Below are 23,986 nucleotides of genomic sequence, written 5' to 3'. Positions count from 1 at the left end.
GCTTGTTCAACTTTTTTTCTTATTTGGTTAACAAGATCTCTCTTATAACGTTCATCCTCGTTCATGTACACTTCATTTAACAAGTAATAAATAGTTGCAGCAGTTGAAGCAATTGCTGCCCCTGTTAAAAATGTTAAGATTCCTTTTAATTTTGAACTTTTACTCATTTTTGTTTTCCCTTCATAGGATTTTTATATATATAAAACATTGATAATTATAGCCTAAAAAAAAAAAAAAACAGTTTTTGGAACAATTTCATTCATTTTTCAATTAATTTTATTGATCTTTATTGCTCGTTTATTGGTCTTTTTATTGCCTTTCATTGCATTTTAAAAGCAATAAAAAGAAAGCATTTAGTCTATAACTAAACACTTTCATATGGCAGGGGATACAGGAATCGAACCCGTATATGAGGGTTTGGAGTCCTCCGTTCTACCATTAAACTAATCCCCTTTTATTCAAAATGATTGTCTTGAATATATTTTAAGCTATTTTACTAAATCTGGATAGCATATTTAGTTCATTTTTTAGAGATTCATCTCATTTTAAACAAAATACTTCTTAATAATGGATCAATCCCCATAGAAGCAATAATTAATAGGAATTTTATATCTTGTGAAACATTTTTGGCATAATAAACAATTAAGTAGGTACTTGAAATTTGGATTCCAATCATTGTGATTATTGCTACAACATTTGGTATTCAAACATCACCAGTTGATCAAAGTCCTCTTAATGTTGTTAAATTGCCAACATCAGCAATTCCTCTAATCATTGCTACAAAAATTAAGGTATAACCAATTTGATTAATCGTTTGATTATCAATTGAAAACAATTTAAGCATTGGTCAAGTAAAAATAATCCCTAAAATTGATCAAATAATTTGTGAATATATTCCTAATTTAAAACAACTATTTCCAATCAGATAAGCTTCTTGATGATTATTTTTACCCACTTCAATTGAAACTAAAACATTGGTTACAAATGATAAAGCAAAAACATAGCCAGTAAAAATATCATACACATTTGTCATTGCTCGATACATTCCGATGTATTTTTCATCTAATTTAGCAAATGGAATGGCATTGGCTACAAAATATTGTGAAGTAAATCATATTCCATTTTCAATAGCAATTGGAAGTCCGATTAGAAACATTTTTTTAATGTAGTTATTGTGTCAAGTTTCTTTAATTGAAATTTTTCATTTGTTAAAAATATGTTTAGAACAAAATATTCAGGCTACAACCAATTGAGCAAAGGCTCCAACAACTGTTTCTAAAGAAACATACATCATGACATTATTTGGTTTTATCCCGAACAATAATGTATATGTCCAAATTAATTTTGTAATTAAACTAATTACTACAGCAACCATTCCTTCTTTATTTTTTTCAATTCCTTGTAGTCCAGCAACAAGAATTTGGGCAATTGAAAAAATAAATAAATCAATGATGGTAATTTTAAAAAATTTAATTGCGAAATTTAATTCATCTTGTTGAATAATTTGATAATTGGTTTTATTAAAAATCAATTCTTTGCCATTTATCAGATAACTTCCACCATCTAAAAATAAGGTATCTTTAAGATTTAGAAGCAAATTATTGATTTTTGCCAAATTAACATTGTTTAAATAAGTGGTATAGCTTTCTTTATCATCAAATCCAATTAGCATTTCATGTTTGGCACCAGCTCAATTTAATAAAAATGGAGATAAAAAGAAAACTAATAAATAAAAAGATAAATTTAAAATTAATGAAACCCAACAAGCTGAAGCAATCAATTTAGGGATTTCTTTAAATTTTTCTTGTCCGAAGAGATTGGAAGCAACAACTAAAACACCTAGTTGATAAATGATGGGAATAAAAGTAACAATTTTATAAATATTTAAAATCTTTGAAAACATATAAAAATAAGCACCATTATATGAACCATCAATATGGTAAACACGATTATATAAAGTGGTTGCTAAAGCAGTTGCCAAGGTAATAATATCTAGAACTAATATTTGAATAAAAATTGGTAAAACTAATTTAAAAATTTTTTTGAAATCTTTAATTCCAAAAAAATGTCGTAATTTATTATTAACTATTTGTTGATGATTATTGACGCTTCTTGTTTTCATATTGTCTAATTTTACATTTTTTCTTATTTTTTCCTAAATTATTATTACTTTTAATGCAATAACAATAATTAAAGTAAAATAATAAATAAATTAAACAAATTAAGAAAGGTTAATTATGGGATTTTGATCAAAATTAAAAGAAAAACTTTTTGGAACTGAAGAAGAAAGATTAGCCAAAAAACAAGCTAAATTAGAAGCTAAAGAACAAAAAAAATTATTAAAAGCAAGAGAAAAGCAAAATAAAGTTGACATTTATGTTGCTGGTCTTTCTAAATCTAATAATGCTTTTTTAGAAAGTATTAAATCTTTACAAAATAGACATAATAAAATTGATGAAGAATTCTTTGAAGATTTAGAAGAAGTTTTAATTATGTCTGATATTTCAATTTCATTAGTTCAGGTGATTTTAAATGAATGTAAAAAAGAAGTCAAAAATGAAAATATTACTGATCCGAAATTAATTTCAGAAATTATTGCGGATAAATTGTTTACAGTTTATGCAAATAATTCGATTATCGATACTACTTTAAATGTTAATAACCCAGGTATTAATGTAATTTTGGTAGTTGGCGTTAATGGATCAGGAAAAACTACTTCAATTTCAAAAATTGCCAAAATGTTAATTAATGATCATAAAAAAGTTTTAATTGCAGCCGCTGATACTTTTAGAGCAGCCGCTGTTGAACAATTAGAAATTTGAGCAAATAAAGTGGGTGCTGATATTGTTAAACCAGCTTTAAATGAAAAAGATCCAGCAGCTGTTGTTTATAAAGCAATTGATAAAGCTCAAAACGAAAATTATGACGTATTAATTGTTGATACCGCTGGGAGATTGCAAAATAAAGTTAATTTAATGAATGAATTAGCAAAAATTAATAAGGTTCTTTCTGCAAAAATCCCTAATGCTCCACATGAAAGCCTTTTAGTTTTAGATGCAACCACTGGGCAAAATGGTGTTATTCAAGCTAAATCATTTATGGAAGCAACCCCTTTAACTGGAATTGTTCTTACTAAAATGGATGGAACTTCTAAAGGAGGAATCATTTTCACCATTAAAGATGAAATTGGGTTAATTGTTAAATTTATTGGTTTAGGTGAAAGAGTTGAAGATTTGGCTGAATTTGATTTGGATTCATATATTTATGGATTAACAAAAGGATTGATTGATAATGAATAAAGATCTTTTAAAAGAAAAAATGTATTATTCAGAATTATTTGAAAAATATGGCAATTTATTGTCTCAAAGCCAAAGACAAACCTTGGATCTTTACTTAAATCAAGATCTATCAATCACAGAAATCGCTGAAGAATTTGCCATGACCCGGAGTGGAGTTCATGATGCTATTAAAAAAGGTAGACAAAATTTGGAAAAAATTCAAAAGAATTTGAAACAAAATTAGTTTGCTTTTTATTAACTAAACAAAAGGAACAAAATGAATAAAAAAAGTAAAATTCTCTTGACTTCCTTAGTCTCTTTGGGACTAATAGGATTACCTTTAATTAGCGTTTCATGTAAGAAAGAGCAAAAAGAACAACCAACCAAAAAAGATTATTATAAAGAAGAAATCCATCCATTATTAATTGAATTTGATTCATTTAAATTAGAATTAAAGGCTTTAAAAATTGATCAATATATTGATAAAGTTGATCAATTTTTAGCACAACACAATTTTATTGATTTAGAAAACAAAAGTATTGATGAATTAAAATTAATTAAACCAAAATTAATAGAAGCATCAAATCAAGCCAAAGCTTTAATAAAAGAAATTAAAGACTATTTAAAAGCTAAAGACGATAAAATTATCAATACTAAAAAAACAAATATTGAATCAATTACATTATTAGTTGCTAAATTAAAAGCTCAAATTGATGAGGCAAAGAAAATTGATTGAAATTTAAGTGAAATTGAAAATTATGTAACTAATCTAAATTATGGTTTAGACAATTCTATTGAAGAATTGAGTGATATTATCAACATTTTAAATGGTCATAGCAAATATATTAACCAAAATTATAATTCATTAAAAGTTAAATTTATTACTGAATATCAAACTAAAATTACAAATAAAATTAATGAAATTAATCATTTAAAAAATAAATATATAAATGTTAAATTAGAAACCAATGGTTTTAGTTTTTTAAAAGAACAAAATTATGAAACTATTGAGGAAATTATTAAATTAAAACCAACATTAGAATATTTAAATACTAAATATATTGATTTAGAAAATAAATATAATCAATTTCTAAATGAAAATGAAGAATATAAAAATGAATTGGGACGCCTTTTAGAATTTCATATTGAAAAGAAATATCAATCATTTGTTCCTAATTTAAATGTTTTATCCATCAATGACTCTAATATTGACTTATACATTAAAAACAATTTAGAAAGTTTAAATGTAAATAATTTAAAATTCAAAGAATTAAGTATTGACGAAACTAATTCTAATCAATTAAACTTAAAATACACTGCCATTAATCCACAAAATAATTCTGAAGTCGAAGTTATAAAAAACATTGTTATTGAAAATGATATAAATCCTTATCTAGATCAAATTCAATATAACAATTTAGATGATTTATTTAAACTTGATTATAAAAATTTAAACCGAATTTTCTTTAGTGAATTAGTTAATTTTCAAGATTCTTTAATCAAGCCTAAAAAAGAAATTGTAAATAATTATTTTTCATTCAAAATCAAAGCTAACTCTTTTAAAGTTATTGATAATCATTTAGAAGCAAAAGTTCAATTTATTAACAAAAATAAAGTATTAAAAGAATTGAAATTACAAACCGCAAATAAAATTGATTTTCTTGATGCAAAATATGAAAATATTAAAATTAAATTAAAAGAAGATTTCTTAAATTCTCAATATTATTTAAATGGATTAGAAGATAGTAACCGAATTAATTATTTTTTCAATACTAAATTTGCAACTGAAGCAGAAAAACTTAATAAAAATAGTTTTAATATAAATTTAGTAACCAATCCTTTTGAAAATGATAAGACTTTAACTTATGAAGAAAAAAAATCTATTATTACTAAGACCTTGTCTTCAATAATTGACAATATCAAAATTAATGATTTTAATGTTGTTAATTGAAAATTAGTTAATCTTTCAGAAACTGACATTTATACAATTGATAATTTCAGTAATATAGCAACATTTAAAATGATTTTATTTGACGCAGACAATCAAGAGCACGAATATTTATTTAATTTAAAATCACAAGACTATTTACAAATTGAAGAAGATAATCAAAATTTAGAAACAATCAAAGCCATGCTAACTTCTAGAAATGGAAGCGAGATTTTCAAACATATTAAATTGAAAACTGATTTAACCAATTCTGATTTAATTGCTAAAGAAGGATTATCACGTTTTGAAGAACTTTTTGAATTATCCAAATTAGGAAGATATCAAATTGCTATCAAAAATAAAGATCAAGCTATTGTTGATAATTTAAAAGGTTCAATTACTTTAAAATTCACTTATACCAAAAATGGTAAATTGGCTAATCAATACAATCCAAGTAATTCTTCAGCTGTCATCGTAATTAATTATTTTAAGCCAATGAATTATTTTGATATTAAACCTAAAAACAATGAATGATTTAGCGATGCTGATTTCATTTCTTTAGAATATAAAAAACCAAATCAAACCATTCAAAATCAGATTAATGAAATTAATGCAACTGATTTTGAATATAACTTAGCAAATGGCAAAAAAATTATTTCAGTAGAAGAAATTTTGGAACAAAAAGCTTATTCATCCTTAAATTATTTGTTTAATTTCACTGGATCAACAGAAGTTCCAAAAGAAGATGGTAATTTTGATAATTCAGGCTTCGAAAACCCTGAAGTTCCTCCTGCTATAAATCATGAAAATTTATATTCTTACTTTGACAAAGAGACCAAAGTAAATGTTAATGATTTGGCCAGAGATTTCTTTATTTATTATTATGATGTCAATGGAAGTTCCCGAAATAATGTTGGTGCTTTAAGTTTCAAATTAGGTTTTATTAATAAAAAGGATAATAATATAAGATTTCACACCTCACAAAAAATTACATTAATAAACTTAAAAAATGATTTTAAAAATGAATATTATCCTGAAATCATTGCTAATAACATCACATTTAACGATTTATTTATTGATTATAATGGAGATGGCTTTATTACAAAGGGAATCAAGAATTATTTACCTTCTGATTTAATCAATATGTTTGCTGATCCTAATCAAAAACAATTATTAGACCAATTGATTCGTGTAAAAGGTGTACAAAAATACAATCATTTTGCCATTGCCCCAACAGATTTTAAAATTGCTGAATTTAAATTGCCAAATAACCATGATGGTGAAATTTATTTCCGCTTAAAATATGAAAAAAATAATGTAATAAAACAAGCCAAACAATGATTTAAATTGACCGGTCTAAAAGCCGATCCCAATAGTCCAACTCAAAGTATAGCAAATCAAAATGAACTAGCTAATTTATTAGATGGTAATACCAATAGTTTAAATCATCATATGACTAAAATTTTTCTTGAAAAGAATCAAATTTTTAGAAATCGTAATATTGAGCTTTCGCAAAATGACAATAACTGAATTTTAAACAATGAAAAAACCAAAGCTAGTTGATTGTTAAAAAATGATTATTTAAAACATTTTGTTAATAATAATGACTTAAAACTTCATTTACATTTATATGCTGGACCAATTATTTTAGATGATCTTCGCTCAAAAAGAATAAGAGAATTAAATACTGGAATTCAATTCAATTTAGACTATCACAGATTAAAAGAAGGTTTTGTTATTCAAAATGAAACAAGCACTTTTAATACTAAGAATGGTTCAATTCACATTGAGTATTCAATTAAAGCAACTTTAAAAGCTGAAGGAATCTTGTTTGAATTACAATTGACAAATCCAAATTATAAATTGCAAATGGGAGATTATATTAATTCAACAAAAAGCAGTTTATTTGATATTTTTGATAGTTCAAATTCACTATGAAACACTTTTAATCCAGAAAAAGCCTTTTACATTGATAAATATGCAAGCTTTTTAAATGTTTCTTATTCAAATAGTATTGGTAATGAAGTTTTTTCAGAAAACAAAAGCAATGAATTTAATTACAAATTAATGAGTTATACTCAAGAAAATACCCCTCTTGTTTTATATTCAAAAGATAACGAAATTGATCCGTTTGCATATAATCCAAATCAAAATTTATTTTATAAGTTTCATGATGGTTATAAATTGAACACCACATATTTACATCAAAATTATGAACAAAGTGCTTTCTTTAAGAATTTAACTGCTAGATCAGTTGCTTTTAATCGTGGTAGTGCTTTAATGATTGGGAAAGCAAATAAAGATCCTAATTCAGGAATTTTCTATTTACTTACCAATAACCATGTTTTAGGAGTTGATAATAATACTGCACATAACAATGAATTTAATGGTTCTTTCTTAATAACAAGATATGGAAACAATTTTGGCAATAATAAAAAGAATGGTTTTGGTTATTGAGGCGGGCTTTATGCTTCTTATGTTTCAGTTTTACCAATTTGAACTGGGAGAAATCAAATCAGCAAAGATGATTCATTGAAAAATCAATTTGTTGACTTAACTATTTTTGCTGTCGATGTAAACAAAATTATTGCGCAAGCTAAAGCTGAAGCAAAATATGAAACAGCTAAATTTTATGAAAATTGATTTAATTTACCTAATTTAAAATTCAATGATATTGGCAATTATTATTCAATGTTTATGCCTAAAAACCAAGCAACTAATTTAGGCTTTGTTGGTTTTCCTTATGGTAAACAAGCGGGATATATTATAAATAGAGTTGTTGTTGATGATACAAGATATATTTTTAACAAACAATTTGACTATATGCCAACTTATTATAATGCTGGAAATAGTGGAACAGGAGTTATAGATAATCAAGGAAATTATGTTACAACGATTAATTCTGGTTCCCCTTTAAAATCATTAACCTCATATAAATTTAATAATACGGCTTACGATTATTTTGGATTAGATAAAATAAACTTTTTTAATCAAGCAAATACAAATTCATTATCATCAAATATTTTGAAATTTAATGCCAAAAAACCAAATGAATTTGCCTTACCTTTTTATTGAGAGGAACACAATGAAAATTAATTTTAATGATAAAGTTGCCATTGTTAGTCTATCAAGCGGATTGCTTGGTGAACCGTTTTGTCAACACCAAATTACTTTAGGAATTAAAAGATTAAAAGAAATGCATTTAAATCCAGTTTTTAGTCCTAATGCACTTGCTGGAGTTAACTTTATAGCTAATCACCCTGAACAAAGAGCCAAAGATTTAATTTGGCCTTTCAACAACCTGATATAAAAATGATTCTTTGTGCTATAGGTGGAGAAGATACTTATAAAACAGTTAAATTTATATTAGACAATCCTGAATATGTAAAAATAATTAAACAAAACCCCAAAATTTTTTTAGGATATTCTGATACCACAATTAATCATTTGATGCTTAATAAATTAGGTTTAAAAACATATTATGGCCAAGCTTTTTTAACTTGTATAGCTGAGTGAGATAAAGAAATGTTAACTTATTCAAAAGCCGCTTTTTTATCTTTATTTGATAATCAACCAAAAACTTATACCCCAAGTTCAGTTTGATATGAGGAACGAAAAACTTTTGGCATAGAAAATCTAAATATTCCTAGAATCGCTCATGCTGAAACTCATGGTTTTGAATTACTACAAGGAAAATCACAATTTGAAGGAAGATTAATTGGTGGATGCTTAGAAACTATTGCAAGTTTATGATTAAATGAAACTAATGATTCTTATCAAATGAATAAGAAATATCATTTGTTTGATCAAACTTGTGATTTTAAAGATGTTGTTTTATTATTAGAAACTTCTGAAGAACAAAAACCCCCTTCAATAATTAAAGATTATCTTGAAGCTATTGCCAAATCACAAGTTTTTGAAAAAGTAAGTGGAATTATTATTGGCAAACCACAAAATGAAAAATATTATGATGAATATAAAAAGATTTATCAAAATTTCTTTAAAAAATATCCTCATTTAAGTGTTTTGTACAACATCAATATTGGACATGCTTATCCAAAAATGATTTTAGAATTAAATTCTTTAATAAAAATTAATTATGATTCTAAAACGATTGAAACAAAAATATAATGGCATAATTTGCAAATAATATTAATTAAAATAATTTATTTGTAATTAAATTATTAAAAAATAGGTCTTATTAGATTAAAATTATTACGCTTATAATAAATTCAAAATGAGGTAAATATGAATTATAAAAGAGTTCTTATTAAACTTTCAGGTGAGGGTTTAGCTAATAAAGATAAACATTTAGCAATTGATTATGAATTAGTTCAGAAATTTGCTAAACAATTAAAAGAAATTGTTAAAAAAAACATTGAAGTGGCTATTGTAGTAGGTGGTGGTAACTTTTGAAGAGGGACTAGTGCTGAAAAAAACGGTATTTCCAGAGTAAGAGCAGATTACATTGGTATGTTAGCAACCACAATGAATGCCTTAGCTTTACAATCAGGTTTTGAAAAAAACGGATTAAATTGCAGAGTGCTTTCTAGTTTAACAATGGATCCCAAAGTATGTGAAGTATATATTAATGAAAAAGCTAAAAAATATCTTTCATACGGTGAAGTAGTAATTTTTGCTGGAGGAACCGGAAGACCATTTTTTACGACTGATACTGCTTCGACTTTATATGCCAGTGAAATTGAAGCCGAAGCCATTTTAATGGGAAAAAATAATGTTGATGGAGTTTATGACTCTGATCCTAAATTTAATAAGGATGCCAAGAAATTTGATTTAATTACTTTTGACGAAATTCTTGCTAAAGATTTAAAAGTAATGGATCAAACAGCAGTAAGTATGGCTAAAGATAATAATATAGATATTCTAATTTTTGATATTAATGAGGAAAACGCCTTATTGCGCGCAATTGAAAATAAAATCCCTAATACTATCATTACAAAATCTAAGGAGAAATAATAATGGAGTTAGATTTATACTTAATGGAATTAAACGAAGAAATTGAAAAAGTAACAAATAACTATGAAAATCAATTAACTAAAGTAGTAATTGGTAGAGCTAATCCAAATTTAGTAAACAAAATTAAAATTAATTACTATGACTCAATGATGAATTTAGATGAAATAGCTTCTATCTCAGTTGTCAATGCATTACAATTAACTGTTAAACCATATGATGTGGCAGTTATTAAAACCATTGAGAAAGCAATTATGGATTATAAATTAAACGTTACTGTTTCTAATGAAGGGCACCAATTAAGATTAACCTATCCACAAATGACAACAGACAAACGTAAAGACATGGTAAAACAACTAAGTTTAATTACTGAACAAGCTAGAGTTGGCGTTCGTCAATCAAGACAAGATATAAATAAGAAAATTAAAGCTGACAAAGAATTATCAGAAGATTTACAAAAACATTATTTAGATGTTGTTCAAAAAGAAATTGATCAAGCAATTGAAAATATTAATACATTGTCTGCTAATAAAGAAAAAGACTTAATGACTATTTAATACATATATATAATGGAACAAAAAAATTCAAACCAAAAATAATTTAAATATGTAATTCTAGGTAAAACTAGAATTTTATTTTATTTTTTAATTTAAGAAAATATTAATTATGTTTATATACAAAAATGTCATATTTAAAAAAACACAATGATCATCAATGAGTTTAAAATTTAAAAATCAAGTGTCTAATTCATTTAGCAATTATTGTAACAAAATTAAAAGTAAATAATGAAAATGCATTAGGTAATTTAAAATTATAAAATGGAAAATTTAACAAGCTTATATGCACAGTATTAGAAAAAAAGAAAATAAACACAAAATGTTGCAAATATGCTTTTAATTATTAAAAACAATATAGTCATAATTAAGGTTAAATGGTGTTATTTAGTATAAATATATAAATATAATAAGAAATCTAGATCTCTTCACTTTATTTAAATTTAATCAATATTATTATTAATAAATGAACATTTATATTAAAAAAAGATTTGTTTTCTTTATAATTTTCTCATTATGAATAAACAATATGAAGCATTAATAAAAAATGATGAAAAAATTTATACCACTTTAGCCAATACTAGTGCCTACATTTTTGAAAATTTTAAGCTATTAAATTGAGTTGGATTTTATTTAAATGAAAATGAGACTTTATATTTACATGCTTTTCAAGGTAAAGTAGCTTGTACTAAAATTCCATTTAATCGGGGTGTTTGTGGTTTTGCTTGCCGCATTAAACAAACTGTAGTGGTTGGTGATGTTCATCAATTTGAAGATCATATCGCTTGCGATAGCGCTAGTCAAAGTGAAATTGTGATTCCTATTATTATTAACAATCAATTATTTGGAGTTTTAGATATTGATTCGCCAATTACTTACCGTTTTAGCGAGGAAGATCAAAAACAATTAGAAGAAATAGTTAATATTTTAGAAAAAAAATTAGAAACCTTATTATAGATTAAGAAGAAAAACCTTCTTTTTTTTTTATTTTCTTTAAAATTTTTAGCACTCTTTTATCGAAAGTGCTAAAATTATGATATGATTATTTCATAAAACAGTTAAATATAAGAGTTTTTATAAAAATAAAAGGAGAGAATATGGCAAAAGAAGTTATATTAGGGATTGATTTAGGAACAACCAACTCAGTTGTTTCAATTATTGAAAATGGTCAACCAAAAGTATTAGAAAATCCAAATGGAAAAAGAACAACCCCATCTGTAGTAGCTTTTAAAAACAATGAAACTATTATTGGAGAAGTAGCTAAAAGACAATTAGAAACAAACCCAGATAGTATTGCTTCAATAAAAAGATTAATGGGTTCTTCAAAAACAGTTCATGCTAATAACAAAGATTATAAACCTGAAGAAATTAGTGCTTTAATTCTTTCATATATGAAAGATTATGCAGAAAAGAAAATTGGTCATTCTGTAAAAAAAGCTGTCATTACTGTACCTGCATATTTTGATAATGCACAACGTGAAGCCACCAAAAATGCTGGAATCATTGCTGGTTTAGATGTAGTAAGAATTATTAATGAACCAACTGCTGCTGCTTTAGCATTTGGGATGGATAAAGATAAAGAAAAAAATCATAAAATTTTAGTATTTGACTTAGGTGGTGGTACATTTGATGTTTCAGTATTGGAAATGGAAAGTGGAACATTTGAAGTTCTTTCAACTTCAGGAGATAATCACTTAGGTGGAGATGACTGAGACCACGCTATTGTGGAATGAATGATTAAACAAATTCAAGAAAAATACAACTATGACCCTCGTTCAGATAAAATGGCAATGGCAAGATTAAAAGAAGAAGCTGAAAGAGCAAAAATTACTTTATCGCAAAGTATGATCACAAATATTTCATTACCTTTCTTAGCAATGTCAAATGATGGACCAATTAACGTTGAATTAGAATTAAAGAGATCAGAATTTGAAGCAATGACTGCTGATTTATTAGAAAGAACTAAAAAACCTTTATTAGATGCATTGAATCAAGCAAAATTATCAATTAACGAACTTGACGAAGTGTTATTAGTTGGTGGTTCAACAAGAATCCCAGCAGTTCAAAAATTAGTTGAAGATGTAATCGGTAAAAAACCAAATAATTCAATTAACCCAGATGAAGTTGTTTCAGTTGGCGCAGCTATTCAAGGAGCAATTTTAGCCGGTGATATACAAGATGTTTTATTATTAGACGTTACTCCATTAACTTTAGGTATTGTGGTTGAAGGAAACCTAGTAGCACCTTTAATTCCAAGAAACACCACTATTCCAGTTACAAAATCAGAAACATTCACTACTGCAGCTGATAACCAAAATGCTGTAACCATTGTTATTACTCAAGGTGAAAGACAACTAGCAGCTGATAACAAAATTTTAGGTCAATTCAACTTGGAAGGAATTGAACCAGCTCCAAGAGGAGTTCCTCAAATTGAAGTAAGTTTTTCAATTGACGTAAACGGAATTACCAAAGTAACAGCCAAAGATAAAAAGACTAATAAAGAACAAACTATTACTATTCAAAATACTTCAAAATTAAGTGATGAAGAAGTCCAAAAAATGGTTAAGGAAGCAGAAGAAAATAGAGAAGCAGACAAGAAGAAACGTCATGAAATTGAAATAACTGTTAAAGCAGAACAAACTATTAACCAATTACAAAAAACTTTAGCTAGTGAAGAAGCTAAAAAATTACCAGAAGATAAAAAAGCAGAGTTAGAAAAAGAAGTTAAAGAATTCCAAGATTTATTAAATGCTAAAAACTTTGAAGAATTAGAAAAAAAACAAACTGAATTCGATCAAAAATTAGCACAAGCAATGGAAATGCTAAAAAATAGTGGAATTAATCCAGAAGATATAAATAAGGATAAATAATAATTCAAAAACCTCATGATGTATTATCGTGAGATTTTTTTGATTTACTCTTTTTAAAAAGAACAGTAATGAAATATATTAATATATAATATTAATATAGATAATTTTTAAAAAAAGCTAGATCTATAGGAAAAGGAGAAAAATGCAAAAACACAATATTAAGATTTTGCTTACACAAGAATGAAAAAAAGTTTTAAAAGAAGGAATCAAAAATAAAGATGACAGGGTTAAGTTATCAGAAGAAATTAATCAAAAATTATTCGATCATGTTTTTGAACAAAAATCTATTTTCGCAAAATATTGTAAAGGAAATATTATTTTACAACAAAATGATTATGGAGTTAATTTTGACATAATTAAGCCTACTATTTTTCAAAGAAAAACAGTTCCCCTTCAGAATAAATTACCAAATTTTGAAATTAATGTTAAATGTTTATCTTGAAAAGAATTACTTTCTTGTAAAGTATCATTAGGTAGTTTGCCTGTTACTCCTGAAAATGTAGTTTGATGACAAAAAAATTTTTATGACGAATCAATTAAACAATTCGACAGAGAAGCTTTTCAAATGATGGAAAATAGCATTACAAAAAATAATGAAATTACAATCGATTTCAATACGATAAGTGAATTAGAAATCTATAATCAATTAATCAATGAAGCAACTAAATTAACAAAATTTAGAGACAAAAATGGAAAAATAGATTTAATTGATAGAGATAAAATTGTAATTAGTGTTGACCCAAATATATTCAATAAAATCGCACAAGTAGAACTATTAAGCAATAGAGTTGCAAAAATTTTCGAAGATAACCAATATTTTGTGTCAACAATTGGTGGTTTCAAAATTATGTCCAACCCTTTCCTAAATGAATCAAAAGCAATTATCGGAACAATATTCTCGGGATTTGGTTCAGTTAAAGTGATTGCAGTTAATGTAGGTAAAATAGTTGCGCTTAGTGAAGATATGGCAATTTATTTTGAAGCTGCATGTGTAAAGGATATAAACGAAAATTATCCATTAATTGCAATTAAACAAAAATAATAATACTTAACATGATTTATTCATGTTTTTTTTATTTGTCTTTTCTAAATAGATTTTATTAATAGGTTATTAATAAAAACCAATCTATTTAATTCTTTGTTATTATTTTATTAATATATTCATGAACGAAAGGTATTTTGCGGCAGATAATAAACGTGAATATTTATTTATTACTTTAATTTAAGTATATGATATTTAAAGTAATATGATTTATATTTCATTTAACTATCATTTTTATCTATGGTTAATAAAGTGTACTAATGTTATTTTTTAATGCTGTAATCCTAAGAAAATAAGTATTTAAAATCAATTTAACCGACCATTATTTGTGCAAATAATTTACAATTAGAATTATCATTTAACCATGTTTTCTCTACTTCTAATTAAATCTTTTAAATCAATTTTTATAGTTTGGCGATAATATATCTTTGTCTTTTAAATAGATTCTTTTTGATATATTGAGCTTTGCTAACCACAATATTTTTACACAAAGGTAAGACATATAACATTAATAGGGTTTTAATAAATTTGATTGCTTTTTGATTGTAGGTATAACCTAAAAGTTTGTTTGATACTCTCAATTTTTGGTAATCTTTGATTTTTAATAAGTGATTTCTTTTGGAAAGATATTGTAATTTATACATATTTACAACTGCTTCAAGATTGAATAAAAGAAGCATATATCATTTCCTTTTACCTTGTAAGGTAATATAATGCTTTGAAGATCCTAATAAATCTAAATTACCAAAATATCATCTACGTCCATTTAACTTGATATAGCCATGTTGCTTTAAAAATTCGCATACAAAAGTTCATTTCCTTAGTAATACCATAAGTTTGTAATTCTTTAAATGTAAAAGTTTTAGTGCCTGTTTTAGAATGTAATGCTTTTAATACCATTAAAACTAAAAAGCCACATCTTTATTTTTAAATAGAGCACTTGTTTCAAAGGAAATTTCAAATCTATTTTTTATTAATTCATCAATCGCATAAATTGATAATTTTTTATAATACTTATTTTTATATAAATAATGAAAATTAAAATCCGGCTGTTCTTTTTTGTAGTCAGTTTTTATTTATATAGGCATTATTTAATAGATTTTCTTTTACTCTCATTTTGAACCTTTGAAAATGTAAATAATTAAAAAGAGGTGTTTTATCAAGACTCCTTATATTGGATAAGGCCAAATCTATAAAAAAACAGCCATTAACAAAGTTTAATGACTGCATGTGTGTAAACGAATTAATTTTCTAAATAATTCATTATAAATTATAAAGGATTTTGTATATTTTTATTTAATTATTTTTTAAGTCTTTTAATTGTGGGAATAATAACACTTCTCTAATAGAATCATTTTCAGTTAATAACATGATTAATCTATCGATTCCAATTCCACATCCACCAGCTGGAGGCATACCATGTTCTAAAGCATTAACAAAATCTCAATCGATTTCATTAGCTTCTTCATTTCCATTATTTCTTTCTTCTAATTGGCTTTCAAATCTTTCTAATTGATCAATTGGATCAGTTAATTCAGTGAACATATTAGCAAATTCTTTTGTATTAATAAATAATTCAGCTCTTTCAGTGAAACGAGGATCTTTTTTATCTTTAACAGCTAATGGACTAATTTCAATTGGGTGACCATAAACAAATGTTGGTTGAATTAATGTTTCTTCAACATATTTTTCAAATAATTCATTAATTACATGTCCTAATTTGTAGTATCCATCACATTTAATGCCATGTTGTTTAGCTAACTCAATTGCTTGTTTGTCATTTAATCTTCTTACATCAACACCAACTTTTTCGCTAACTGCATCCACCATATTAATTTTGGCAAATGGGAATTTAAATTCAATTTCCTTACCATTAAAAGTTACTTTTTGAATGTTTAATTTTTCTGAAAGGTATTTGAAAAGTTGCTCAGTTCTTTCCATCATACCTCACATATCTGAATATGCTTCATAATATTCAATTGAAGTAAATTCTGGGTTATGAGTAGTATCAACGCCTTCATTTCTAAAAATTCTACCAATTTCATAAACTCTTTCAAAACCGCCAACTAATAACTTTTTAAGAGGTAATTCAGTTGCAATTCTTAAATAGAAATCTTGACTTAAAGCATTATAATAAGTAATAAAAGGTTTTGCTGCAGCTCCTCCTAAAATTGGATGTAATACCGGAGTGTCAACTTCTAAATAATTTAAATTATCAAAAAATTCTCTAACGGTTTTAATAATTTTTGTTCTTAAAATGAATGTCTTTTTAACTTCTTCATTAACGATAGTATCAACATAACGATGTCTATATCTTTCTTCTCTGTCTACTAAACCATGGTATTTATCTGGTAATGGTTTTAAAGCTTTTGTTAATAAATTAATTTCCTCAGCTTTTATCATTAATGCTTCAGTATGAGTTTTTGATAATGTACCTTTCACACTAATAATGTCACCTAAATCTAATTGTTTTAAAACAAACAAGCTTTTTTCATCTAAGGTGTTTTTATTAATATAAATTTGCATAGTGGTATCACGGTCTTGAATAACTAAAAATGGACCTCTTTGAGCAATGGTTCTTCCATTTACAATTCCTGAAATATTTTTGGTTTCAATCTCTTCTCTTGTTTGATCTTGAAATTCATTAACAATTGCTTGTAAGGTTAAAGTTGGTTTAATTGATTGACCAAAGGCTTCAATATTTTGTTCTTTTAATAAATTAATTTTTTCACGTCTAATTAATTCTTGTTCACTTAATTTTCTTGTCATTACTCCTCCTAATTACAAATAAATTTTAAATTAAATTTAATTATTTTTTTACTTTTATGATTTAAAGATAAATTTATGATAAAAATTCTACTCTTTATTTTGAAATTTGCTTTAATTTTTTAATTATTATAAAATTAATTATAATTTTTATAATAAAGATTTACAAAGAGGTAATTATGAAGAAAAAAATAATCTTAACAATAATTGATGGTTTAGGGATTAGAGAAGAAAAACAAGGAAATGCCTTTGCACAAAGCTTTCATCCTATTTTTGATTATTTAAAATACATGTGTCCAAATTCAAAATTACAGGCTTCAGGTGAATTTGTTGGTTTACCTAAAGGACAAATTGGTAATTCTGAAGTTGGTCATTTAACAATTGGAGCCGGTAGAGTAGTTTATACTGGACTTTCTTTAATTAATAAAGCAATTGAAACTGGCGAATTTCAAAAAAATCAAATTCTTTTAGAAACAATTGAAGAAGTTAAAAAGACTGACACTACTTTACATCTAATGGGACTTTTAAGTTCAGGTGGTGTACATTCATTAGATAAACATTTATTTGCGATTTTGGATTTAGCTCATTTAAAAGGTTTAAAGAAATTAAGCGTACATATTTTTGGTGATGGTCGGGATGTAAAGCCTCAATCAATTAATGATTCTTTAATCATTTTAAAAGAAAAATGTAAAAAATATAATTACCAAATATCTTCTATTGGCGGCCGTTTTTATGCTATGGATCGTGATCAGATGTTTGAAAGAAATTTATTGAGCTACAAGACTATTTTAGGTGTTTCAGACAATGTTATTGAAGACATCGACAAATACATTCAAACGCAATATAATGATGGAATTTATGATGAATTTTTTGTCCCGGCCCAATTAAAAAATGGTAAATTTGTCCAAGATCACGATTCAATTATTTTCTTTAATTTTAGACCAGATCGAGCAAGACAATTAAGTCATATGTTAATTGGTTCAGATTTATACGAATATAAACCAAAAGAACAAAGAAAAATCAATAAATTTGTTTCATTAATGAAATATGAAGGAATTAATTCGATTATTGCCTTTGAAGAAATGAAAGTTAATAATCCATTAGGTGAAGTAATTTCTAAGGCAGGATTAAAACAATTAAGATTAGCTGAAACCCAAAAATATGCTCATGTTACATTTTTTATGGATGGCGGAATTGATAAGGTTTACGAAAATGAAAATCGAGCTTTAATTGATAGTTTAAAAGTTGATTCATATGCTGATTATCCACAAATGTCAGCAAAAGAAATAACTGATAAATTATTAGCAGAAATTGAACACCATGATTTTGTAATTATGAATTATGCTAACCCTGATATGGTTGGCCATACTGGTAATTTACAAGCAACTATTAAGGCTATTGAATTTTTGGATGAACAATTTGAAAGAATTTTAAATTATGTTGCTAAAAATAATAAAGATGTAACTTGATTTATAACTGCCGATCATGGAAATGCTGAAATAACTGAAGATCAAGAAGGTAAACCAGCAACAAAACACACGACCTCACCAGTAATGTTTGTATCTTCAGATAAGTCATTTAGTTTAAAAGACGGAACTCTAGCAGATGTTGCCCCAACAATTTTGGATTATTTAGGAATTGAAAAACCAAAAGAAATGACTGGGGAATCGTTAATTATTCAAAAACAATAATTATTCATTTTAATCACCTTTGTCAAGGTGATTTTTAATTTTTTAAAAATCCCCAACACTTATGTGTTAGGGTTCAAAAAGACAATTATATTTTAATATAGTTTCCTATATGATAGTGCTACTATTAAAATCTTAGTGATAGACAGCTTAATCCACCATCTAATTTCTTGTATTCTGAAGTGTCACAGGTAATAACTCTGTAAATTCCTAAATCTTGTACTGCTTTTAGTACATTTGGGTATCCTTCTGGAACAATAACTGTTTCATTTACTCAAATACAGTTTGCAGCATATTCTTCAGGTGCTTTAACAATGATTTGGTTAAAGTCTTTAAATGTTGGGTAATTTAAAAATTCACCAGAAATTAATAAATTGTTGTGTTCTAGGTAGTTAACTCCAGTTTTTAGGTGTAACATTTCAGTCATAGGAACTGGAATACATGTTTTACCATGTTGAGCTAAAATGTTGTGGAATTGACGAATACCTTCACGGTTAGTTCTTTCTGACATACCAATGTAGTATGTATCTCCAACCATCATAACATCCCCACCATCTACTGTACCAGGTGCTTCAATTTTGTATAGGTGTTCTTCATCAAAGAATTTTTGTAAATAAGGTAACATTTCATGTTTTTCTCCATTACGTGAAGAAGCTCCAGGATTTGTTAGAATTGCAAATTCACCAGTTACAATAACTGCTGTATCTTCTACGAAACATGAATCTGGGTAAGCTTCATTTTTAGGAGCACAGGTAACTGCTACTCCACAGCTTTCTAAAGCTTTTTTGTAAGCTTCGTGTTGTTTTAAAGCTAATTCGTAATTTGGTTTTCCCATTGCTATAGCAGCTTCTGAAGAAGCGATTCCCTCTGTCATTGTGCTTGCAGGTGTTTTAACAATTACATTATGAAATTTGTTTTTTAATTGTGACATAATTTCTCCTTTAGTTTTTAATAAATAGACACTGAGACTTTGTTGTCGTCTCATTTATAATTGTACTACCATATTAAATTAATCAAAAAAAACCTTAAATAATGCTTTATTTTATGTAAATTTCATTTTTAACTTTTTAATTTTTAATCTTGTTTTTTCCTTAGTAAATCAATTTAAAAATTAAAAATTTGTTAAAATTTTAATATGAAAAAGAGCAACTTAGTTTACATTGATTTCGAAGCAATTACCAATCCTTTTGCAAGAATAATAAAGATGCCAAGCGGTATTCCTTATTGTTTTTCATTAGGTCTTTTTAATGAAAAAAATAAATTTAGAGTAAGTACCTTTATTATGGATTTTAAAAAACATCATAATGTTGAAGGTATATGAAATGTTTTAAGAAAAATAATAATAGATAATATTAAGTCAATTAACCCCAATATCAATATAAAAGAAGTTGTTTTTGTTGGGCATAATCCAGTTTTGGAACAAAAATGTATTAAAAAAATGTTTCCTGAAAATCAAGTTGTACCCCTTTTGAAACATCCCAATATCTCCCTTTCTAAATTAACGGCAAAAGAATTTAATGATGAATATTTTGCTAAAACAAAAAAAACTTTAGAAAAATTCAAAGACTTAAATGAAAATATTCACAAAACCTTATTTATAAGAAATGGTGCAATCGCATCATTTGCTGGCTATTGATTGTTTGTAGAAGCAATCAAGAATTTAAGATCAAATGACCGTCGTTTAAAATACTTTTTACCACTTGATAAAGCGCTTTTAAAAAAAGAGTTGAAAAAGTATTCTAAAGATGATGTTTTAAAAATGTTATATATGTCAGAACATTTAGATGAACAAGATGATTTAGTTAAAGAAGTTGCTTATAAACAAGAACTTTTAAAACAAATTAAAAATCTCGATCTTGATGATAAATTAACAATTAAAGAAATAAAAGAAAATATTTGAAAATTATAAAGAGGTCACAATGAATCAATCAGTTACTAAAACTAATTGATTTACTAATCTTTTTCCTAAAACTAAACATGATTGAAAAATGTATATCATGAAATCTATTCCAATCATTATTGGCGAAATTCTATTTTGCCTTAATGGTTTTTTAGATAATTTTATGGTTAGCCATTTGGATCAAGGAATTGATGCTTTAACATATGCTAATACTTGAACTGGATTAATATACATTATTTTCTTTGCTATTCAAGGAATAGCAGCCATGTATGTCGGTCAATATTATGGAAGAAAGATGTATCATAAAGTAAATCAAATTATGAACATTAGATTTTGAATGAATGTAGTGTTTACATTATTTTTTGCTTTACCAGTTTGAATTTCACCAACTAGTATGATAAAGGCTGTATCTGGGCAAGGAATATCAACCATCGCTTTAGATCAAGCAAGGCTTTATTTAATATTAATTTCATTTTCTTGATTAATTACTTGCTATAACTTCAATACCAATATGCAATTAAATGAAACTGGTCATTCTAATTATGCTTTTGTTGGGGCATGCTTAACTTTAGTTTCTAATGCAACAATTAATGCAACATTGTTATATGGTTTTCATTTACCTGCTTGGGGAGCGGCTGTTGGTTCAATTTGTGCAGCTTTGGTTTGCTTATTAAGCGATTCTTTATTTACTTATTTTAAAGATCGCCCAATTTTTATGAACCCATTAAAAATTTTTATGATTAAAAAAGACATTGCTAAACAAGTTTTAATTAAAGTACCAGCAATGCTAATTAATATTTTAGCAATGGCAACTGTGCCAATGAGAATGATATTTTGAGCAAGAGCTTATCCAGAAAATTCAGTTGGAGAAGCCTGAATGCATATTAGCGGGGCAACTATTTTAGGACTAGTAGAAAGTCTAGCAGCAATTGCTTCGGCTGTAATTGGGGTTTGTTCAAGCAATGTTTCTTATTTTGTTGCTACTAAATTAGGGCAAGAAAAATATGATGAAGCCCAAAGAATAAGCCAAGAATTAAAGGGTTTTCATACAATTTGTGGTATTTTTATTTCTGTAATTATGATTGGAGTAGTTTATGCCATTGGCTATTTACCAGTCACTTCTAAAGGAGTTGCTTTAAAAATTCAAGAAGAATTAACAACTAATGGTGTTGCAAAAGAAATTATTAGTCAAAAAGTCGATTTGGCTGTTTCAACTTTTAGAAGTATTTTTATTAAGTGTTGTTGAACTTTTATTGGTTTTAATGCTTTATGATGTTGATTTTATACTTCTTTGGCTTTAATTAGATCAGGTGGTAAAAGTAATTTAGCTTCTATTGCTTTATTGATTGGACAAGGAACAATGGCAGGTTGACATGCAATTATTTGTTTTGTAATTGTACCGCATTATCCAGATGTTATGACTTTGCAAATTTCTTATTTCCTATTATTTTCATATGACTTTATTAGATGAATTATGTATGAAACAATTCAAATGAAATGTAATTGAAAAAGAAATATTACTTTACACAACGAAGAAGATCAATTCTTAAAAGAAGAACAAGAAATTAAATTAAACAATTAAAAAAAAGGGAAAATCCCCTTTTTAAAATTAATTAAGCAGTTTCTCCACTAGGATTAGCTGTTGTTGCTTGAGTTTTAAATCCTGAAATTTCAATGGTTTTTTCAGCAGTTGCGTTGTTTTCTTTATTAGTCAAAGTCATTAAAACCCTTAAAACTCCAGTTTCATCATTTGCTTCTGAAACAGCATATTTAACTTCAACTTTTTCATTAGCAGTATAGCCATTTACTGTTAATGTTTTTAAATCTTTAACACTTGAAGGTAATACAGCTGCTTTATCTGGATAATCCAAAGTAACACTTTCTATAGTTTGTGTTAATTTTTCTTTTTGGGCTTTTAAAGAATCAAAACCTTCAATAGTTAATGTTTTTGATAAAGTTCAATTTAATTTATTGATTTTAATTAAAACTTCTAAGGTTCCTTCTTCATCATTTACACCATTTTCGGTTGTTTCAATAGTTAAATTAAAACCTTCAGGAAGATTATATTTGGTTTCAGCTTTTGCTAATGAAACATTAGTTTTTAATTCCGTTGCTTTAGAAGGCAAGATTGTGTTAGCATCCTTGTATGTTGCTTTATCAAATTTTGCCAATTCAGCATTAATTTCTTTTTCTGTTGCTACTTGTAATGTGGTTTTAAATCCTGAAACAACAAATTCTTTTTTCTTTGTTAATTCAGAAGAAATAATTTCAACAACACATTTTAAGGTTCCTTCTTCATCATTAACAGCGTTTTCAGGGAAAGAAACCATATATGTTAATGTTGCCGATCAATTAAAAGGTTTATTTTCATCATTTTTATCAAAGAATAAAAATTGTGAGGCTCCTAATTTTTCAGCTTCTGATGGTAATAATTGTTCTTTTTTGTTAAATGAAATATTAAATCCATTAAAAGCTTTATCAATTTCACTTGATTCTGAACATTTTGAAGCAATTAAAGGAGTAGCCACTATAGCACCAATTGGTAAAATACTTAAAAATAATTTCTTGTTAAATTTCATCATTCCTACTTTCTTAATATTATTTTAAATAAAAGATAAATATTTTTCTTGAAATTCATTTATTTTGATTACCAAAAATAAAAAATTATCAATTTTCATTTTTAATTACATTTTTTATTGAATTCTGATTTCATTTAATAAACCAAAAAAAAAAAAAAAGATTTTTTGAAAAATAAAAAAATTATGTATATAATATTAACCGTAGCAACCATAACGAAGAGGATCCACCTGATTCCATTCCGAACTCAGCAGTTAAGCTCTTCAGTGCCGACGATACCTTCACGGGAAAATAGGTCGTTGCTTTTTTTTATATTTTTTTAAGGTAGAATTATATTATGAAGAAATCCTTTAGCCAATCAATTAAACAAGAAATTATCACTAAACCGAGAGTACAAAAAAATAGCAATA

Annotated in this window: 18 protein-coding genes, 1 tRNA gene and 1 rRNA gene; 14 read left to right on the top strand and 6 right to left on the bottom strand. The window is 26.2% G+C overall.

Annotated elements, in window-relative coordinates:
• Nucleotides 1–379: 379 nt before the first annotated feature.
• Both T401_RS0102830 and T401_RS07150 read right to left on the bottom strand, forming a co-directional pair.
• A tRNA-Trp gene (locus tag T401_RS0102830) sits at nt 380–453 on the bottom strand.
• A gap of 43 nt (nt 454–496) precedes the next feature.
• A complete protein-coding gene (locus T401_RS07150; protein ID WP_052169672.1) occupies nt 497–2,122 on the bottom strand; it encodes an MATE family efflux transporter in 1,626 nt (541 codons plus the stop codon).
• 115 nt (nt 2,123–2,237) lie between these two features.
• On the opposite strand from T401_RS07150, the gene ftsY reads away from it, so the two are divergent.
• The 10 genes from ftsY (at nt 2,238) to T401_RS07140 (ending at nt 14,645) form a co-directional block, all read left to right on the top strand.
• The gene (gene ftsY / locus T401_RS0102820; protein WP_033178982.1) at nt 2,238–3,299 is read left to right on the top strand and encodes a signal recognition particle-docking protein FtsY; all 1,062 of its coding nucleotides are present in this window, start codon (nt 2,238–2,240) and stop codon (nt 3,297–3,299) included.
• The gene (locus tag T401_RS0102815) at nt 3,292–3,522 is read left to right on the top strand and encodes a sigma factor-like helix-turn-helix DNA-binding protein (protein ID WP_033178981.1); all 231 of its coding nucleotides are present in this window, start codon (nt 3,292–3,294) and stop codon (nt 3,520–3,522) included. The genes ftsY and T401_RS0102815 overlap by 8 nt, the downstream gene beginning before the upstream one ends.
• A gap of 33 nt (nt 3,523–3,555) precedes the next feature.
• Nucleotides 3,556–8,301, top strand: coding sequence for an MGA_1079 family surface serine endopeptidase (locus T401_RS07145; protein ID WP_033178980.1), 4,746 nt, complete (start codon nt 3,556–3,558; stop codon nt 8,299–8,301).
• Nucleotides 8,291–8,515 carry an LD-carboxypeptidase gene (locus tag T401_RS07355; RefSeq protein WP_033178979.1) on the top strand — a complete coding sequence of 75 codons (225 nt, stop codon included), beginning with the start codon at nt 8,291–8,293 and terminating at the stop codon, nt 8,513–8,515. The genes T401_RS07145 and T401_RS07355 overlap by 11 nt, the downstream gene beginning before the upstream one ends.
• Complete coding sequence (locus T401_RS0102800; RefSeq protein WP_145960556.1) at nt 8,491–9,336, top strand: LD-carboxypeptidase; 846 nt, start codon at nt 8,491–8,493, stop codon at nt 9,334–9,336. The genes T401_RS07355 and T401_RS0102800 overlap by 25 nt, the downstream gene beginning before the upstream one ends.
• Nucleotides 9,337–9,453: 117 nt before the next feature.
• Nucleotides 9,454–10,182, top strand: a complete 729-nt coding sequence (gene pyrH, locus T401_RS0102795; protein WP_033178977.1) for a UMP kinase — start codon at nt 9,454–9,456, stop codon at nt 10,180–10,182.
• A gap of 2 nt (nt 10,183–10,184) precedes the next feature.
• A complete protein-coding gene (locus tag T401_RS0102790; protein ID WP_033178976.1) occupies nt 10,185–10,736 on the top strand; it encodes a ribosome-recycling factor in 552 nt (183 codons plus the stop codon).
• Nucleotides 10,737–11,249: 513 nt separating this feature from the next.
• Nucleotides 11,250–11,690, top strand: a complete 441-nt coding sequence (gene msrC, locus T401_RS0102785; protein WP_033178975.1) for a free L-methionine (R)-S-oxide reductase MsrC — start codon at nt 11,250–11,252, stop codon at nt 11,688–11,690.
• 140 nt (nt 11,691–11,830) lie between these two features.
• A complete protein-coding gene (gene dnaK, locus T401_RS0102780; RefSeq protein ID WP_033178974.1) occupies nt 11,831–13,603 on the top strand; it encodes a molecular chaperone DnaK in 1,773 nt (590 codons plus the stop codon).
• Between the two features lie 142 nt (nt 13,604–13,745).
• On the top strand, nt 13,746–14,645 hold the full coding sequence (locus tag T401_RS07140; protein ID WP_033178973.1) for a hypothetical protein: 900 nt from the start codon (nt 13,746–13,748) through the stop codon (nt 14,643–14,645).
• Between the two features lie 404 nt (nt 14,646–15,049).
• Here T401_RS07140 and T401_RS07135 read toward each other — a convergent pair whose 3' ends face one another.
• Nucleotides 15,050–15,478 carry an MAGa4850 family ICE element protein gene (locus T401_RS07135; protein ID WP_145960557.1) on the bottom strand — a complete coding sequence of 143 codons (429 nt, stop codon included), beginning with the start codon at nt 15,476–15,478 and terminating at the stop codon, nt 15,050–15,052.
• Between the two features lie 463 nt (nt 15,479–15,941).
• Nucleotides 15,942–17,414 (bottom strand): lysine--tRNA ligase, encoded by a 1,473-nt coding sequence (gene lysS, locus T401_RS0102765; protein WP_033178971.1) that lies wholly within the window; start codon nt 17,412–17,414, stop codon nt 15,942–15,944.
• Nucleotides 17,415–17,590: 176 nt separating this feature from the next.
• Between lysS and gpmI the strand changes: the two genes are divergently transcribed.
• Nucleotides 17,591–19,102, top strand: coding sequence for a 2,3-bisphosphoglycerate-independent phosphoglycerate mutase (gene gpmI, locus T401_RS0102760; protein WP_033178970.1), 1,512 nt, complete (start codon nt 17,591–17,593; stop codon nt 19,100–19,102).
• 124 nt (nt 19,103–19,226) lie between these two features.
• Here the strand turns inward: gpmI and T401_RS0102755 are convergent, their stop codons facing one another.
• Entirely contained in the window at nt 19,227–20,030 is an 804-nt protein-coding gene (locus T401_RS0102755; protein WP_033178969.1) for a dimethylarginine dimethylaminohydrolase family protein, read from the bottom strand.
• Nucleotides 20,031–20,234: 204 nt separating this feature from the next.
• Here T401_RS0102755 and T401_RS07130 point away from each other — a divergent pair, with 204 nt between their 5' ends.
• Together T401_RS07130 and T401_RS07125 are read left to right on the top strand one after the other, a co-directional pair.
• Nucleotides 20,235–21,008, top strand: a complete 774-nt coding sequence (locus T401_RS07130; protein ID WP_033178968.1) for a DUF2779 domain-containing protein — start codon at nt 20,235–20,237, stop codon at nt 21,006–21,008.
• A gap of 10 nt (nt 21,009–21,018) precedes the next feature.
• Nucleotides 21,019–22,581 carry an MATE family efflux transporter gene (locus tag T401_RS07125; protein WP_033178967.1) on the top strand — a complete coding sequence of 521 codons (1,563 nt, stop codon included), beginning with the start codon at nt 21,019–21,021 and terminating at the stop codon, nt 22,579–22,581.
• 31 nt (nt 22,582–22,612) lie between these two features.
• On the opposite strand, the gene T401_RS07120 is transcribed toward T401_RS07125, so the two are convergent.
• A complete protein-coding gene (locus T401_RS07120; protein WP_033178966.1) occupies nt 22,613–23,578 on the bottom strand; it encodes a lipoprotein 17-related variable surface protein in 966 nt (321 codons plus the stop codon).
• Nucleotides 23,579–23,778: 200 nt separating this feature from the next.
• Here T401_RS07120 and rrf point away from each other — a divergent pair.
• Nucleotides 23,779–23,884 (top strand): 5S ribosomal RNA (gene rrf, locus T401_RS0102735).
• The last annotated feature ends 102 nt before the right edge of the window (nt 23,885–23,986 follow it).

This window comes from Mycoplasma anseris ATCC 49234, assembly GCF_000702805.1.
Lineage (GTDB): Bacteria > Bacillota_I > Bacilli_A > Mycoplasmatales > Metamycoplasmataceae > Metamycoplasma > Metamycoplasma anseris.
The sequence above is the reverse complement of the archived record's forward strand: the minus strand, read 5'-3'. Positions and strand labels throughout refer to the sequence as shown.